The sequence below is a fragment of the Burkholderia pseudomultivorans genome, assembly GCF_902499075.1.
In the GTDB taxonomy this organism is placed as follows: Bacteria; Pseudomonadota; Gammaproteobacteria; order Burkholderiales; family Burkholderiaceae; genus Burkholderia; species Burkholderia pseudomultivorans.
In genome coordinates, this window is record NZ_CABVPP010000034.1 from 60,249 (window position 1) to 76,063 (window position 15,815).

The 15,815-nt window shown below is 67.5% G+C and carries 14 protein-coding genes; 7 read left to right on the forward strand and 7 right to left on the reverse strand.

Features of this window, described 5'->3' with window-relative positions:
- Window positions 1-82: 82 nt before the first annotated feature.
- From lptB to kdsD, 5 genes are read right to left on the reverse strand one after another with little or no spacing between them, the layout of a single operon-like run.
- The gene (lptB, locus tag BST28156_RS21295; protein ID WP_009693752.1) at window positions 83-859 is read right to left on the reverse strand and encodes an LPS export ABC transporter ATP-binding protein; all 777 of its coding nucleotides are present in this window, start codon (window positions 857-859) and stop codon (window positions 83-85) included.
- Window positions 856-1,521 (reverse strand): lipopolysaccharide transport periplasmic protein LptA, encoded by a 666-nt coding sequence (lptA, locus tag BST28156_RS21300; protein WP_059482823.1) that lies wholly within the window; start codon window positions 1,519-1,521, stop codon window positions 856-858. Before lptA ends, lptB begins: the two co-directional genes overlap by 4 nt.
- Window positions 1,522-1,541: 20 nt before the next feature.
- The gene (gene lptC, locus BST28156_RS21305) at window positions 1,542-2,156 is read right to left on the reverse strand and encodes an LPS export ABC transporter periplasmic protein LptC (protein ID WP_174903323.1); all 615 of its coding nucleotides are present in this window, start codon (window positions 2,154-2,156) and stop codon (window positions 1,542-1,544) included.
- A 3-nt stretch (window positions 2,157-2,159) separates the two neighbouring features.
- Window positions 2,160-2,696, reverse strand: coding sequence for a KdsC family phosphatase (locus tag BST28156_RS21310; RefSeq protein ID WP_060246909.1), 537 nt, complete (start codon window positions 2,694-2,696; stop codon window positions 2,160-2,162).
- On the reverse strand, window positions 2,696-3,679 hold the full coding sequence (gene kdsD / locus BST28156_RS21315) for an arabinose 5-phosphate isomerase KdsD (RefSeq protein WP_060246911.1): 984 nt from the start codon (window positions 3,677-3,679) through the stop codon (window positions 2,696-2,698). The genes BST28156_RS21310 and kdsD overlap by 1 nt, the downstream gene beginning before the upstream one ends.
- Window positions 3,680-3,804: 125 nt before the next feature.
- Between kdsD and BST28156_RS21320 the strand changes: the two genes are divergently transcribed.
- The 5 genes from BST28156_RS21320 (at window position 3,805) to purU (ending at window position 8,907) form a co-directional block, all read left to right on the forward strand.
- Window positions 3,805-5,811, forward strand: a complete 2,007-nt coding sequence (locus tag BST28156_RS21320) for a monovalent cation:proton antiporter family protein (protein WP_174903324.1) — start codon at window positions 3,805-3,807, stop codon at window positions 5,809-5,811.
- Between the two features lie 82 nt (window positions 5,812-5,893).
- The gene (locus BST28156_RS21325) at window positions 5,894-6,460 is read left to right on the forward strand and encodes an adenine phosphoribosyltransferase (protein WP_060246916.1); all 567 of its coding nucleotides are present in this window, start codon (window positions 5,894-5,896) and stop codon (window positions 6,458-6,460) included.
- Between the two features lie 26 nt (window positions 6,461-6,486).
- Entirely contained in the window at window positions 6,487-7,101 is a 615-nt protein-coding gene (locus BST28156_RS21330) for a LysE family translocator (RefSeq protein WP_060246918.1), read from the forward strand.
- A 5-nt stretch (window positions 7,102-7,106) separates the two neighbouring features.
- A complete protein-coding gene (locus tag BST28156_RS21335) occupies window positions 7,107-7,955 on the forward strand; it encodes an NUDIX hydrolase (protein WP_174903325.1) in 849 nt (282 codons plus the stop codon).
- Between the two features lie 67 nt (window positions 7,956-8,022).
- Entirely contained in the window at window positions 8,023-8,907 is an 885-nt protein-coding gene (gene purU, locus BST28156_RS21340; protein WP_174903326.1) for a formyltetrahydrofolate deformylase, read from the forward strand.
- Window positions 8,908-9,023: 116 nt separating this feature from the next.
- On the opposite strand, the gene BST28156_RS21345 is transcribed toward purU, so the two are convergent.
- Both BST28156_RS21345 and uvrA read right to left on the reverse strand, forming a co-directional pair.
- Entirely contained in the window at window positions 9,024-10,106 is a 1,083-nt protein-coding gene (locus tag BST28156_RS21345; RefSeq protein ID WP_174903327.1) for an AI-2E family transporter, read from the reverse strand.
- 234 nt (window positions 10,107-10,340) lie between these two features.
- Window positions 10,341-13,226 carry an excinuclease ABC subunit UvrA gene (gene uvrA / locus BST28156_RS21350; RefSeq protein WP_174903328.1) on the reverse strand — a complete coding sequence of 962 codons (2,886 nt, stop codon included), beginning with the start codon at window positions 13,224-13,226 and terminating at the stop codon, window positions 10,341-10,343.
- Between the two features lie 244 nt (window positions 13,227-13,470).
- On the opposite strand from uvrA, the gene BST28156_RS21355 reads away from it, so the two are divergent.
- Entirely contained in the window at window positions 13,471-14,658 is a 1,188-nt protein-coding gene (locus BST28156_RS21355; RefSeq protein WP_174903329.1) for an MFS transporter, read from the forward strand.
- Between the two features lie 100 nt (window positions 14,659-14,758).
- A complete protein-coding gene (locus BST28156_RS21360; RefSeq protein WP_060242957.1) occupies window positions 14,759-15,307 on the forward strand; it encodes a single-stranded DNA-binding protein in 549 nt (182 codons plus the stop codon).
- Window positions 15,308-15,815: the final 508 nt, after the last annotated feature.

Sequence of the window (15,815 nt, forward strand, 5' to 3'; positions counted from 1 at the left end):
GGCGCCCCGCCGGGCGGCCTTGCCGCGGCACGGGGCGCGGCCCCGCGCGGCGGGGGCCGGGCGGGGTGCTGCCAGGAAGGCGTTACATGCGGAAATGTTCGCCGAGGTACACGCGGCGCACGCTTTCGTTCTCGATGATCTCGCTCGGCGCGCCGGCCGCGAGCACCGAGCCGTCGCTGATGATGTACGCGTGATCGCAGATGCCGAGCGTTTCGCGCACGTTGTGGTCGGTAATCAGCACGCCGATATTGCGCTGCTTCAGGAACTTGACGATCTTCTGGATCTCGAGCACCGCGATCGGGTCGACGCCCGCGAACGGTTCGTCGAGCAGGATGAAGCTCGGGTTGGTCGCGAGCGCGCGCGCGATCTCGACGCGGCGGCGTTCGCCGCCCGACAGCGACAGCGCGGGGTTCTCGCGCAGGTGGGCGATCTGCAGCTCGTCGAGCAGCGCCTCGGTGCGCGACGCGATCGCGTCCTTCGACAGCCGCTTGCCGTCGTCGCCGTGCTGCAGCTCGAGCACCGCGCGGATGTTTTCCTCGACGGTCAGCTTGCGGAACACGGACGCTTCCTGCGGCAGGTACGACAGGCCGAGCGACGCGCGCTTGTGGATCGGCAGCAGGCTGATCGAGCTGCCGTTCAGCGAGATCTCGCCCGCGTCGAGCGGCACGAGGCCGACGATCATGTAGAACGAGGTGGTCTTGCCGGCGCCGTTCGGGCCGAGCAGGCCGACCACTTCGCCGCTCTTCACGTCGAGCGACACGTCCTTGACGACCGTGCGCGAGCCGTAGCGCTTCTTCAGGTTGCGCACGACGAGCGAACTGGTGGTGCCGGCCGGCTGGCGGTTCGGTAGCGCGTTCATTGGCCCGGCGCTCCCTGGATCCCGGTCGACGGCGACAGCCGGGCCGGCGCGCCGTTCAGCGGCGCGGGGCCGCCGTTCTTCGGCGACAGCATCGCGCGCACGCGGCCGTTCGGGTTGCCCGGCGCGGCGACGTCCTTGCCGCCCTTCGCGGTATAGAAGTCGTGCTGGCCGTCGTACGTGATCACGCTGCCGTGCACGGTGTCGGCGATCGTCGAGGTGCCTTGCAGGCGGCGCACGGTCGCGGCGGTCGTCAGCGTCGTCAGGTCCTGCTTGCCGTCGTAGTCGATGCGCTCGGAATCGCCGTCGATGTATTCGTCGAGGCCTTCGCGCTTCTGGCGGAACGTCGCGTGCTTCTTGCCGCTGCCGAACGACGTCGCGTACTGGTAGCCCTCCGGGTCCTGGCGCACTTCGACGCGATCGCCGGTGATCTTGATCGTGCCCTTCGTGATCACGACGTTGCCGGTCGCGACCGTGACCTGCTTCAGGTCGTCATAGGTCAGGTTGTCCGCCTCGACGTTGATCGGCTTGTTCTGGTCGGCCTTCTCGGCATGGGCGAGCGGCGCCAGCCCGGCCAGCGGGAGCGCCACGAGCGCCGCGGCGAGCGCGGCGCGGACGGCGCGCGCAGCGCCGCCGGAATTCTGTCGAGGGAACGGTTCGTTCATGCAGTCACGTGAGGGAAGCGTCACTTGGGTTGGTCTTTCGAGCCGCCGGACGCATCCGACGCGGCGATCGTGCCGCGCACGTTGCCGTAAAGTTCGATGACCCGGGTGACGTTGTTGTACTTCATGCCGTCGGTCGCGTTGACGAGCGACAGGCCGCGCTGAAGTTTAACCGGCTTTTCGGTCTGGATCACATCGTCATTGACGAAGATCCGGAAATGCTGGGAATCGGCCTGCATCTGCGGATCGCCGCCGCCGGCCGCGCGCAGGATCCGCGCGTTGTCGTACAGGTCGACGATCGACACGTCGCCGTTGACCGTGCCGCGCAGCGCGGTGGTCGTCACGACCGGCTTGCCGGGCTGGAACGCACGCATCGCCGGGTCGGTCAGGTCGCTCGACTCGGTGTCTTCGTAATGGATCAGCTTCGCGGCCGTCAGCCGGTACTGGGTCGTGCCGGACTGGTCGAGTTCGGTGACCGAGAAGTTGTCCGCGAAATAGTCGGGCGTATGGCGCTTGGGCTGCACGGCGCCCTCGCCGGGCGGCGGCAGCGTCGCCTGCAGCAGCCACCACGTGACGCCGGCCAGCGCCGCGACGGCGGCGAGCGGCAGCAGCTGGGTCCAGCGGAAATGCGTGTTCATCCGTCAGGCTCCGCAGGCGGCCGCGAGCAGCGCGTCGTAGCGCCGCTGCGCGCGCAGGATCGCGTCGCAGACTTCGCGCACCGCGCCATGGCCGCCGCGGGCCTCGGCAACCCAGTGCGCGCGGGCGATCACCTCGGGGTGCGCGTTGGCCGGCGCGGTTGCGAAGCCGCAGCGCAGCATCACCGGCAGGTCGGGCCAGTCGTCGCCCATGTAGCCGCACGCGTCCGGCGCGAGGCCGAGCGACGCGATCAGGTCCGCGAATACGGTCAGCTTGTTCTCGACGCCCTGGAACAGGTGCGTGATCTTCATTTCCTTCGCGCGCGCCGCGACGATCTCCGAGCGGCGGCCCGTGATGATCGCGGTCGCGATGCCGGCTTCGCCGAGCAGCTTCACGCCGTGGCCGTCGAGCGAATTGAACGACTTCATCGCGTCGCCGGCGGCGGTAAACAGCAGGCCGCCGTCGGTCAGCACGCCGTCGACGTCGAAAATCATCAGCCTAATGCGGCTTGCGCGTTCGGCCGCGGTCAGCGCAGCGCTCATCAGATCACCTTCTTCGAAAACAGGTCGTGCATGTTCAGCGCGCCGATCAGCACGCCGTCGGCATCGACCACCAGCATCTGGTTGATCCGGTGGCGCTCCATCAGTTCCACGGCCTCGACCGCCAGGTGATCCGGCGCAATCGTGCGCGGGTCGCGCGTCATCACGTCGGCGATCGACAGCGAGCGGAAGTCGCCGTCGCGTGCGAGCACGCGGCGCAGGTCGCCGTCGGTGAAGATGCCGACGACCTTGCGGTTCGCGTCGACCACGGCCGTCATGCCGAGCCGCTTCGCGGTGATCTGGAACAGCGCGTCTGACAGCGTCGCGTCGAGCCCGACGCTCGGCACGTCGTCGCCCGAGCGCATCACGTCGCGTACGTAGGTGAGCAGGCGCCGGCCGAGCGCGCCGCCGGGATGCGAGCGCGCGAAGTCGTCCGAGCCGAAGCCGCGCGCGTCGAGCACCGCGACGGCGAGCGCGTCGCCGAGCGCGAGCGCGGCGGTCGTGCTTGCGGTGGGCGCGAGGTTCAGCGGGCAGGCTTCCTTCGACACCGCGGCGTTCAGGTTCACGTCGGCGAGCGTGCCGAGGCTCGATTCCGCGCGGCCCGTGATCGCGATCAGCTTCGCGCCGATCCGCTTCACGAGCGGCAGGATCGCGACGAGTTCTTCGGACTCGCCCGAATAGGAAATGCCGATGAACACGTCTTCGGCCGTGACCATGCCGAGGTCGCCATGGCTGGCTTCGGCCGGATGGACGAAGAAGGCCGGCGTGCCGGTGCTGGCCAGCGTTGCCGCGATCTTGCGGGCGATATGCCCCGATTTGCCGATTCCGGACACCACGACGCGGCCGCGGCAGCCGAGCAGCAGCGCGACGGCCTGGACGAAGTCGCCGTCGAGCTGGTCGCGCAGCGCGCGCACGGCGTCCGCCTCGATGTCGAGCACGTCGCGGGCGAGCGCGAGCGCCCGATCATCATTGATTTTCGCTATCATGCGCGGAGTATAGCAAAGGCGTTTGTTCGCCGCGCCGGCCCTTCGGACTCGTCCGATGCGCCTATCCCACGCTACGCCGCCGCGCCCGCCGCGCGACGGCACCGACGAACGAGGACGCTTTGCCCGTGATTTCCCCGCTCGAAATGACGCTCCTGCTGCTGCTGGCTTCGGTGGTGGGCGTCGTCGTGTTCCGCTCGCTGAACCTCCCGCCGATGCTCGGCTACCTGACCGTCGGCATCCTGGTCGGCCCGCATGCGTTCGGCGTCGCCGCGGATCTCGAGCGGGCCGAGCATCTCGCGGAATTCGGCGTGGTGTTCCTGATGTTCTCGATCGGCCTCGAATTTTCGCTCGCGAAGCTGCGCGCGATGCAGCGGCTCGTGTTCGGGCTTGGCCTGATGCAGGTCGTCGCGACGCTGGCGCTCGCGGTCCTGCTCGGGCTGCTGTTCGAGCGCTGGGTGCACATCACGTGGCAGGGCGCCGTCGCGCTCGGCGGCGCGCTCGCGATGTCGTCGACGGCGATCGTGTCGAAGATGCTCGCCGAACGGCTCGAGATCGAGACCGAGCATGGCCGCAACATCTTCGGCGTGCTGCTGTTCCAGGATCTCGCGGTCGTGCCGCTGCTGATCGTGATCGCCGCGTTCGGCGCCGAATCGTCGAAGGACCTCGCGATCACGCTCGGCTTCGCGGCCGTCAAGATCGTGATCGCGCTCGCGCTGCTGCTGATCGTCGGCCAGAAGTTCATGACGCGCTGGCTCAACGTCGTCGCGCGGCGCCGCTCGCAGGAACTGTTCGTGCTGAACCTGCTGCTTGTCACGCTCGGCGCCGCGTTCATCACCGACAAGTTCGGCCTGTCGCTCGCGCTCGGCGCGTTCATCGCGGGGATGCTGATCTCCGAGACGCCGTTCCGCCATCAGGTGGAGGAGGACATCAAGCCGTTCCGCGACGTGCTGCTCGGCCTGTTCTTCGTGACCACCGGGATGCTGCTCGACCCGCGCGTGATCTGGGAGCACCCGCTGCTGGTGCTCGGCTTCTTCGTCGGGCAGATCCTGTTCAAGGGGACCATGATCGCGGGGCTCGCGCGGCTGTTCGGCGCGACGCCGGGCGTCGCGATGCGCACCGGCATCGGGCTCGCGCAGGCCGGCGAATTCGGCTTCGTGCTGCTGAACCTGATCCTCGATCGGCACCTCGTCGATGCGACGCTGCTGCAGGCGATCCTCGCGTCGATGCTGCTGTCGATGCTCGCGGCGCCGTTCCTGATCCAGAACGCCGACCGGATCGTGATGCGGCTGTCGTCGACCGAATGGATGCAGCAGTCGCTGCAGATGACGCGGATCGCGACGCAGAGCCTGAAGCAGCGCGGTCACGTGATCATCTGCGGCTATGGCCGCGCCGGGCAGAACCTTGCGCGCATGCTCGAGCAGGAAGGCATTCCGTACGTCGCGCTCGACCTCGACCCGGACCGCGTGAGCGCGGCCGGCGCGGCCGGCGAATCGGTCGTGTTCGGCGACGCGGCGCGCCGCGAGTCGCTGCTCGCGGCCGGTATCCACCGCGCGGCGGCGGTCGCGATCACCTATGCGAACACGCCGTCGGCGCTGCGCGTGCTGCATCACGTGCACGAACTCGAGCCGACGCTGCCCGCGATCGTGCGCACTGTCGACGACGCCGATCTCGAGAAGCTGCTCGCGGCGGGCGCGACCGAGGTGATTCCGGAGATCGTCGAGGGCAGCCTGATGCTCGCGTCGCATACGCTGGTGCTGGTCGGCGTGCCGATGCGCAAGGTCGTGCGGCGCGTCGAGGAGATGCGCGACGAGCGCTACAGCCTGCTGCGCGGCTATTTCCGCGGCGCCGACGACGCGGACGACGACGACCACGAGCAGGTGCGGCTACAATCGGTGCCGGTCGACGCGCGTGCGGATGCGGTCGGGCGCTCGCTGGAGGAACTCGGGCTGTACGCGCTCGGGCTCGAAGTCACGGCGATCCGCCGGCACGGCATTCGCGGCGTCGAGCCCGATCCGCAGACCAAGCTGCGCGCGAGCGACATCGTCGTGCTGCGCGGGCTGCCCGAGGCGCTGGCGCTCGCGGAGGAGCGGCTGTCGCGCCATCGGCGCGACCCGCCGGCCGTGGCGGCCTGAGTCGCCGGTCGATCGATAACCTGACCCGTATTTACCAGAAACGGTGCCCGATCTTCGCGCACCGTTTTTTTCGGAGAGTTTCATGCCGCATTCGTCGTCGGGCGCACCGCTCGATCCGGTCGCCTTCATTCACAGCCAGATCCGCACGGTGCCCGACTGGCCGCAGCCGGGCGTGATGTTCCGCGACATCACGACGCTGCTGCAGAGCCCGAAGGCGCTGCGCATCCTCGTCGACCTGTTTGTCGAGCGCTATGTCGATGCGAAGCTCGACTATGTCGCCGGTCTCGACGCGCGCGGCTTCATCATCGCGCCGATCGTCGCGTACGAGCTGAGCGTCGGCTTCGTGCCGATCCGCAAGGTCGGCAAGCTGCCGTACAAGACCTGCTCGGAGTCGTACGAGCTCGAATACGGCAGCGCGACGGTCGAGATCCACGAGGACGCGTGCAAGCCGGGCGACCGCGTGATCATCATGGACGACCTGATCGCGACCGGCGGCACGATGATGGCGGGGCGCAACCTGCTGCAGCGGCTCGGCGCGGAGGTCGTCGAGGGCGCGGCGATCATCGACCTGCCCGATCTGGGCGGCTCGGCGCTGCTGCGCAACGCGGGGCTGCCGGTCTACACCGTTACCGAATTCTCCGGCCACTGAGCGCCGGCCCACGCAGCGAGGCCACGATGCCGAACTTCATGCTGTTTCTCGCCACGTCGATCGCGATCACGTTCGCGCCGGGACCCGACAACCTGCAGGTGCTCGCGCGCGGCATCTCGCAGGGCCGCGCGGCCGGCTTCGTCGCCGCGCTCGGCTTCACGGCCGGGATCCTGTTCCACACGACGCTGGCGGCGCTCGGCGTCGCGGCCGTGCTGCGCTCGTCGCCGGTCGCGTTCCAGATCCTGAAGCTCGCGGGCGCCGCGTATCTGGTGTGGATCGGCATCAAGGCGCTGCGCAGCCAGGGGCTCGCGAACGCGCATGCGCGCCCGCCGCAGCCGCTCGGCGTGATTTTCCGGCAGAGCGTGATCGGCAACCTGATGAACCCGAAGGTCACGCTGTTCTTCGTCGTGTTCCTGCCGCAGTTCGTCGATCCGCACGGCGCGCAGGGCGTGACGCTGCAGATGTTCGAACTCGGCGCGCTGTTCATGCTGCAGACGGCCGCGATCTTCTCGCTGTTCGGCGTCGGCGCGGGCATGATCGGCGCGTGGCTGAAGCGGCGCCCGAAGGCCGGCATGTGGCTCGACCGGCTCGCCGGCGCGACCTTCATCGCGATCGGCATCCGCGTGGCGCTGAAGGACTGACGACGATGACGTTTCCCTGTATCGCGGCCGCGCGCCGCTTCGATCCGGCCGCGCACCTGCGTTTCGAGATCGCCGGGCAGGCGGTCGGCTGGGTGCGCCGCCACGACGTCGCGAAGCTCGCGCGCTGGCCCGACGTGTTCGAGCTGACCGACACGCGCGTCGTGCTGTCGGCGCGCTACGACACGGTCGACGCGCGCAGCATGGCGCTGGCGAGTGCGATCGGCGCGCTCGCGGCCGAAGGGGCGATTCCCGGCTGGCGCGACGAGATCTACGCGATCCGCAACCGCTTCGACGATCCGCCGCTCGCGTATATCGAGCGGGCCGCGTCGCGCTTTTTCGGCACGCAGACTTATGCGGTACACCTGAACGGCATCGTAGAATATGCGGCTGCGCCGGCGGTGCCGCAGATGTGGCTGGGCCGCCGCAGCGCGACCAAGGCGACCGATCCCGGCATGCTCGACAACGTCGTCGCGGGCGGCATCGGCTGGGGCTTCGGCGTTCACGAGACGCTGACGAAGGAGTGCTGGGAAGAGGCCGGCATTCCGGCCGGGCTCGCGGCGCGCGCGATCGCGGGCCGCGCGGTGCAGGTGCTGAGCTCGCTGCCGGAGGGCACGCAGTCCGAACTGATCTTCGTGTACGACCTGCCGCTGCCGCACGACTTCGCGCCGCACAACCAGGACGGCGAAGTGGCCGAACACTTGCTGGCCGGCGTGCCGGAGGTGATCGGCTGGCTGCGCGAAGGCCGCGCGACGATGGACGCGAGCCTCGCGATGCTCGACACGCTGCTGCGCCATCGCTGGCTCGCGGCGGCCGACGCGGCGGGCATCGACGCGCTGTTCGCGCCGCCCGCATGACGCGGTGCGCGGCCCGGCGGTGCGAACGGGCCATTTGACGAATACGGAAACGAAGGGAGTAGCGGTCATGTCGACCGATCACAGCTTTATCTTGAAACTGTCGTGTCCGGACCGGCACGGCATCGTCCATGCGGTCTCGGGCTTCCTGTTCGAGCGCAGCAACAACATCCTCGATTCGGCGCAGTTCGGCGACAGCCGCACCGGCGAATTCTTCATGCGCGTGCATTTCGAGCAGGACGGCGGCGGCGCAGATGCCGCGTCGGCGCTCGAGCGGCTGCGCGAGGAGTTCGCGCCGCTCGCCGAGCAGTTCGCGATGCGCTGGGAACTGCACGACGCGGCCGTGAAGCCGCGCGTCGTGATCCTGGTATCGAAGATCGGCCACTGCCTGAACGACCTGTTGTTCCGGTATCGCACCGGCCAGCTGCCGATCGAGATCGCGGCGATCGTGTCGAATCACAAGGACTTCTACCAGCTCGCCGCGAGCTACAACGTGCCGTTCCATCACTTCCCGCTGGCCGCCGGTGCGTCCGAGGCGGCGAAGGCCGCGCAGGAAGCGCGCGTGCTGGAGGTGATCGAGGAGAACCGCGCCGATCTGGTCGTGCTCGCGCGCTACATGCAGATCCTGTCGCCGAACCTGTGCCGGCAGCTCGCCGGCCGCGCGATCAATATCCATCATTCGTTCCTGCCGAGCTTCAAGGGCGCGAAGCCGTACTACCAGGCGTTCGACCGCGGCGTGAAGCTGATCGGCGCAACGGCGCACTACGTGACGACCGACCTCGACGAAGGCCCGATCATCGAGCAGGAAGTCGAGCGCGTCGACCACAGCATGACGCCCGACCAGCTCACCGCGATCGGCCGCGACGTCGAGTGCGTGACGCTCGCGCGCGCGGTGAAGTGGCACGTCGAGCACCGGATCGTGCTGAACGGGACGAAGACGGTCGTGTTCCGCTGATCGCCCGAATGGCCGGCCGGTGATCGACAGACAACCGACCGGCAAGCCAGGCCGCCGCAAACGAAAAAGCCGCACCCCGTGAAGGGTGCGGCTTTTTTATCGCGCGGGCGCGGGCGTCAGATCAGCCGCAGCATGTACAGTTCGCGCTTCAGGTACGCATAGAAGATCGGCGCGGCGATCACGCCCGGCAGCCCGAACGCGGCTTCCATGATCAGCATCGCGAGCAGCAGCTCCCACGCGCGCGATTCGATCTGGCCGCCGATGATCTTCGCGTTCAGGAAGTATTCGAGCTTGTGGATGATCACGAGGAACGCGAGCGACGCGATCGCGGTGCCCATGCTGACCGACAGCGACACGGCGACGATCAGCGTGTTCGAGATCAGGTTGCCGATCACGGGCAGCAGGCCGACGATGAAGGTAACCAGCACCAGCGTCTTCGACAGCGGCAGCCGCTGATGGAAAATCGGCAACGCGACGAGCAGGTAGAGGCCGGTGAACGCCGCGTTGATCGCCGAGATCTTGATCTGCGCGAACACGATCCGGCGGAACGCGTCGGCGAAGCGCGACACGCGCGTGACGAGCGCGGTCGACAGCGGCCGGCGCGCCTTGCCGTGCTCGACGCCGATCGCGATCATCGCGCCGATGATCATCCCGAACAGCACGTGGCCGAAGCCGCGCGCAACGTTCTTGCCGCCTTGCTGGAGCTGGTCCATGTGGGTGTGCATCAGCACCGCGGCCTTCGTCTTCATCTGTTCGACGTCGACCGGCAGCAGGTTCGCGATCCACGCCGGCGTGCGTGCGCGGGTCTGCTCGACGATCTGCATCAGCTGGTCGAGCAGGCTCTGCAGGTTCGGCACCGTGTGCTCGAAATGCTCGACGATGCCGATCGACAGGCCGGTGAGGCCGCCGACGATCGCGATCGCGACCAGCACGACGGCGACCCAGCGCGCGCGCATGCTGGTGGTATGACGTTCGATCGCGGGGGCGATCGTGTGGATCAGCTGATAGACGAGCAGGCCGGCCAATAGCCCGCCGAGCAGCTTCAGCTCGATGACGAGCCACATCGCGACGATGGCGAACGCGTAGCTGCCGATTTCGATTGCCGACATTTTCGGCAGGCTGAAGTCGCTCGTCAGCCGCACGCTGCGCAGGTGCGGCTCGCGGTTTTGCGCGTCGCGCGACTCTTGTTGCTTCTCCATCGTGGATTCCTGTCGTTCGTGTGCCGTCCCGCCCGATGCGCGGTGCAGCGGCGCTCGCCCGGCGTCGCACCGGATTGGTGCGTGCGGCGAATCTTACGACCGTAAAGTATAGCTGCCATTATGGTCCGCAAGCGGGCCTTTGGCGCGTGGTGTAAACACAGAAGGGAAAACGCGGGGCCGGCGGCGCGGCCCGGACGAGGCGCGCGGCCCGACGGCCGCGCGGGGAGGAGCGGGTCAGCCCGCCGCGACTTTGCGGGTCGGGCGCTTGAGCAGCGGCGCGAGATACTTGCCGGTGAAGCTCGCCTTCGTCTTCGCGACCTGCTCGGGCGTGCCCTGCGCGATGATCTGGCCGCCGCCGGCGCCGCCTTCGGGGCCGAGATCGATCACCCAGTCGGCCGTCTTGATCACGTCGAGGTTGTGCTCGATGATCACGACCGTGTTGCCCTGGTCGCGCAGCCGGTGGATCACCTCGAGCAGCAGCGCGATATCGTGGAAGTGCAGGCCGGTGGTCGGCTCGTCGAGGATGTACAGCGTGCGGCCCGTGTCGCGCTTGGACAGTTCGAGCGACAGCTTCACGCGCTGCGCCTCGCCGCCCGACAGCGTGGTAGCCGACTGGCCGAGGCGGATGTAGCCGAGGCCGACGTCGAGCAGCGTCTTCAGCTTGCGCGCGACGACCGGCACCGCGCCGAAGAATTCATACGCGTGTTCGACCGTCATGTCGAGCACTTCGCTGATGCTCTTGCCCTTGTACTGCACCTCGAGCGTTTCGCGGTTGTAGCGCTTGCCGTGGCAGACGTCGCACGGCACGTAGACGTCCGGCAGGAAGTGCATCTCGACCTTCAGCACGCCGTCGCCCTGGCACGACTCGCAGCGGCCGCCCTTCACGTTGAACGAGAAGCGGCCCGGGTCGTAGCCGCGCTCCTTCGCGGTCGGCACGCCCGCGAACAGCTCGCGGATCGGCGTGAACAGGCCCGTGTAGGTGGCCGGGTTCGAGCGCGGCGTGCGGCCGATCGGCGACTGGTCGACGTTGATCACCTTGTCGAAGTGCTCGAGGCCCTCGATCGCCTCGTGCGCGGCCGGCTCGGCGGACGAGCCGTACAGGTGGCGCGCGACCGCGTGATACAGCGTGTCGTTGATCAGCGTCGACTTGCCGGAGCCCGACACGCCGGTGATGCAGGTCAGCAGGCCGACCGGCAGATCGAGATCGACGTGCTTCAGGTTGTTGCCGTGCGCGTCGACGATGCGCAGCATCCGCTCGGGATCGGGCGCGATCCGCTCGTCCGGATATTCGATCGTGCGCTTGCCGACCAGGTACTGGCCCGTCAGCGACTGCGGGTTCGCCTGCACCTGCTTCGGCGTGCCTTCCGCGACCACCACGCCGCCGTGCTCGCCCGCGCCGGGGCCCATGTCGACGACATAGTCGGCCGTGCGGATCATGTCCTCGTCGTGCTCGACGACGATCACCGAATTGCCGAGGTCGCGCAGGTGCTTCAGCGTGCCGATCAGCCGGTCGTTGTCGCGCTGGTGCAGGCCGATCGACGGTTCGTCGAGCACGTACATCACGCCGGTGAGGCCCGAGCCGATCTGCGACGCGAGCCGGATGCGCTGCGCCTCGCCGCCCGACAGCGTTTCGGCGCTGCGCTCGAGCGACAGGTAGTCGAGGCCGACGTTGTTCAGGAACGTCAGCCGCGCGACGATTTCCTTGATCACCTTGTCGGCGATCTCGCGCTTCGCGCCGTCGAGCGTCAGGCCGTCGAAATAGCCGAGCGCGTCGCGCAGCGGCCAGCTGCTGATTTCGTAGATGCCGCGCGCGTAGTCGCCGGTGCCGACCCGCACGTGGCGCGCCTCGCGGCGCAGGCGCGTGCCGTCGCACGACGGGCACGGCTGGTTGTTCTGGTATTTCGACAGCTCTTCGCGCACCGCGACCGAATCGGTCTCGCGGTAGCGCCGCTCGAGGTTCGGGATGATCCCCTCGAACACGTGCTCGCGCACCGTCGTGCGGCCGCGCTCGTTGATGTACGAGAACGGGATCGTCTGCTTGCCGGAGCCGAACAGCAGCACCTTGCGGATCTTCTCGGGCAGGTCCTCGAATGCGGTGTCGATGTCGAACTCGTAGAACGCCGCGAGGCTCTGCAGCATCTGGAAGTAGAACTGGTTGCGGCGGTCCCAGCCCTTCACGGCGCCCGCGGCGAGCGACAGCGACGGATGCGCGACGACCCGCTTCGGGTCGAAGAAGGTGATCTGGCCGAGGCCGTCGCATTCCGGGCACGCGCCCATCGGGTTGTTGAACGAGAACAGGCGCGGCTCGAGTTCCTGCAGCGAGTACGAGCAGATCGGGCACGCGAACTTCGAGCTGAACAGGTGCTCGCGGTCGGTATCCATCTCGAGCGCGATCGCGCGGCCGTCGGCGAGGCGCAGCGCCGTCTCGAACGATTCGGCGAGACGCTGCTTCATGTCGGGGCGCACCTTCAGCCGGTCGACGACGACGTCGATCGTGTGCTTGTCGTTCTTCTTCAGCTTCGGCAGCGAGTCGACCTCGTAGATCTTCGCGACGCCCTCGTTCGCGGTGCCGCCGCCCGAGCGCACGCGAAAGCGCACGAAGCCCTGCGCCTGCATCTCCTCGAACAGCTCCGCGTGCTCGCCCTTGCGGTTCGCGACGACGGGCGCGAGGATCATCAGCTTGGTTTCCTCGGGCAGCGCCAGCGCGGCGTCGACCATCTGCGACACGCTTTGGGCTTCCAGCGGGATGTCGTGGTCGGGGCAGTAGGGCGTGCCGACACGTGCGTACAAAAGTCGCAGGTAGTCGTGGATTTCGGTGACCGTGCCGACGGTCGAACGCGGGTTGTGGGACGTCGCCTTCTGCTCGATCGAGATCGCGGGCGACAGGCCCTCGATCAGGTCGACGTCCGGTTTCTCCATCAACTGCAGGAACTGGCGGGCGTACGCGGACAGGCTTTCCACGTAGCGGCGCTGGCCTTCGGCATAAAGGGTGTCGAACGCGAGCGACGACTTGCCCGACCCGGACAACCCGGTAATCACGACGAGCTTGTGGCGCGGCAGGTCGAGATTGACGTTTTTCAGGTTGTGGGTGCGCGCCCCACGGATACGGATCTGTTCCATGAACCTGGCGAAAATGGAGGGAACCAAACCTGCTACTATAACGGCTTTTCGAGACCGTCGTTGGGGGCCCCCGGCCTTTGCAGCAGGTGGCAGCAAGGCGTTCCCGTGTCGAGGAAAGCAGCCGCGCCGCGCGGTTCCGGGGCGGCCTGCAGGCCGCCTGCGTCACGCCTTGCCGATCGTCCGGCGCTGATCTTCCGCCGCCCGCCAGCGGGCGGACATTCCGATCATTCGAAATTCAATCCCGATGTCCAATCCGTCCGCCACGTCTTCCCGCATGACTGCGCCCGAACTGCGCGCGACCACGTCGCTCGCGGCGATCTTCGCGTTGCGCATGCTCGGCCTGTTCATGATCATGCCGGTGTTCTCGGTCTACGCGAAAAGCATCCCGGGCGGCGACAACGTGCTGCTCGTCGGCATCGCGCTCGGGGCCTACGGCGTCACGCAGTCGCTGCTGTACATCTTCTACGGGTGGGCGTCGGACAAGTTCGGCCGCAAGCCCGTGATCGCGACCGGCCTGCTGATCTTCGCGCTCGGCAGCTTCGTCGCCGCATTCGCGCACGACATCACGTGGATCATCGTCGGCCGCGTGATCCAGGGGATGGGCGCGGTATCGTCCGCGGTGCTCGCGTTCATCGCCGACCTGACCTCCGAGCAGAACCGCACGAAGGCGATGGCGATGGTCGGCGGCTCGATCGGCATGTCGTTCGCGGTCGCGATCGTCGGCGCGCCGATCGTGTTCCACTGGGTCGGGATGAGCGGGCTGTTCGCGATCGTCGGCGTGCTGTCGATCCTCGCGATCGGCGTCGTGCTGTGGATCGTGCCCAACGCCGCGCGGCCCGTGCACGTGCCCGCGCCGTTCTCGGAAGTGCTGCACAACACCGAGCTGCTGCGCCTGAACTTCGGCGTGCTCGTGCTGCACGCGACGCAGACGGCGCTGTTCCTCGTGGTGCCGCGCCTGCTCGTCGACGGCGGGCTGCCGGTCGCGTCGCACTGGAAGGTGTACCTGCCGGTGATGGGGCTCGCGTTCGTGATGATGGTGCCAGCGATCATCGTCGCGGAAAAACGGGGCAAGATGAAGCCGGTGCTGCTCGGCGGCATCCTGGCTATCCTGATCGGCCAATTGCTGCTCGGCAGCGCGCCGCATACCATCATGATGGTGGCGGCGATCCTGTTCGTGTACTTCCTCGGCTTCAACATCCTGGAGGCGTCGCAGCCTTCGCTCGTGTCGAAGCTCGCACCCGGTTCGCGCAAGGGCGCGGCCACGGGCGTCTACAACACCACGCAGTCGATCGGGCTCGCGCTCGGCGGCGTCGTGGGCGGCTGGCTGCTGAAGCACGGCGGCGCGAACACGGTGTTCTTCGCGTGCTCGGGGCTCGTTGCCGCGTGGCTTATAATCGCGGCCAGTATGAAAGCGCCGCCGCGCAAGGCCTGATCCTTTATCCGGGCAGGCGCCGGCCAGCTTGCCGGCTCGCCCGGCGGGCCGTCCCCACGCATTCGCGGGCGGCCCGGCATCGAATCTACTGGAGAAATACATGGCATCCGTCAACAAGGTGATCCTCGTCGGCAATCTCGGCGCCGATCCTGAAGTCCGTTATCTGCCGAGCGGCGACGCGGTTGCGAACATCCGTCTCGCGACGACCGATCGCTACAAGGACAAGGCAAGCGGCGAATTCAAGGAAATGACCGAGTGGCATCGCGTCGCGTTCTTCGGCCGTCTCGCGGAAATTGTCAGCGAGTACCTGAAGAAAGGTTCGTCGGTCTATATCGAGGGCCGCATCCGTACGCGCAAGTGGCAGGGCCAGGACGGCCAGGACCGCTACTCGACCGAAATCGTCGCCGACCAGATGCAGATGCTCGGCGGCCGCGGCGGTTCGGGCGGCGGCGGTGGCGGCGGTGACGAAGGCGGGTATGGCGGCGGCTACGGCGGTGGTGGCGGCGGTCGCGGCGAGCAGATGGAACGCGGCGGTGGCGGCGGTCGTGCCGGCGGCGCGGCGCGTGGCGGTGGCGGCGGTGGGCAGAGCCGTCCGAGCGCGCCGGCTGGCGGCGGGTTCGACGAGATGGATGACGATATTCCGTTCTGATTTCCCGCACGCGGAAGCTGTAAAGATCGACCCTGCCTTTTGGCGGGGTTTTTCTTTTTTGTAGCCGGGATTTTTCGCTTTCCCCCACCGCTTCATTGGCCGCAGCGTGCCGCGACGGTCGACAGGGTGTTGGCGACCTGGGCAGATCCTGTTCGAAGGCCGCGTTTTATATTCGCCCACATTGCGGTCGCACGTTATATCCGTGCGGCCAAGAGCGGCGAGAGAATTTCCCCAGTCACCATGAGGAAATCCATATTTTTCGTCAGCGTTTCTGCGGATAGAGTGAAGCGTCGGCGCTGAATGTGAGGATAGAGGGTGCCGACAACAGTTCGCTTTTTATGGAGACCGAATCAATGCGCGTGCTCAATCGAAATGAACTGCAACAAGTCAGCGGCGCCTTTCTCGGGCAAGCCTGGATCTGCAGGTTCTAACAGGCTGTTGAAAAGCGCCTCGTTTTGACGGCCGGGGCACTGTTTAAAAGGGTTTCGTATGCGATTGGCTGCCGAGT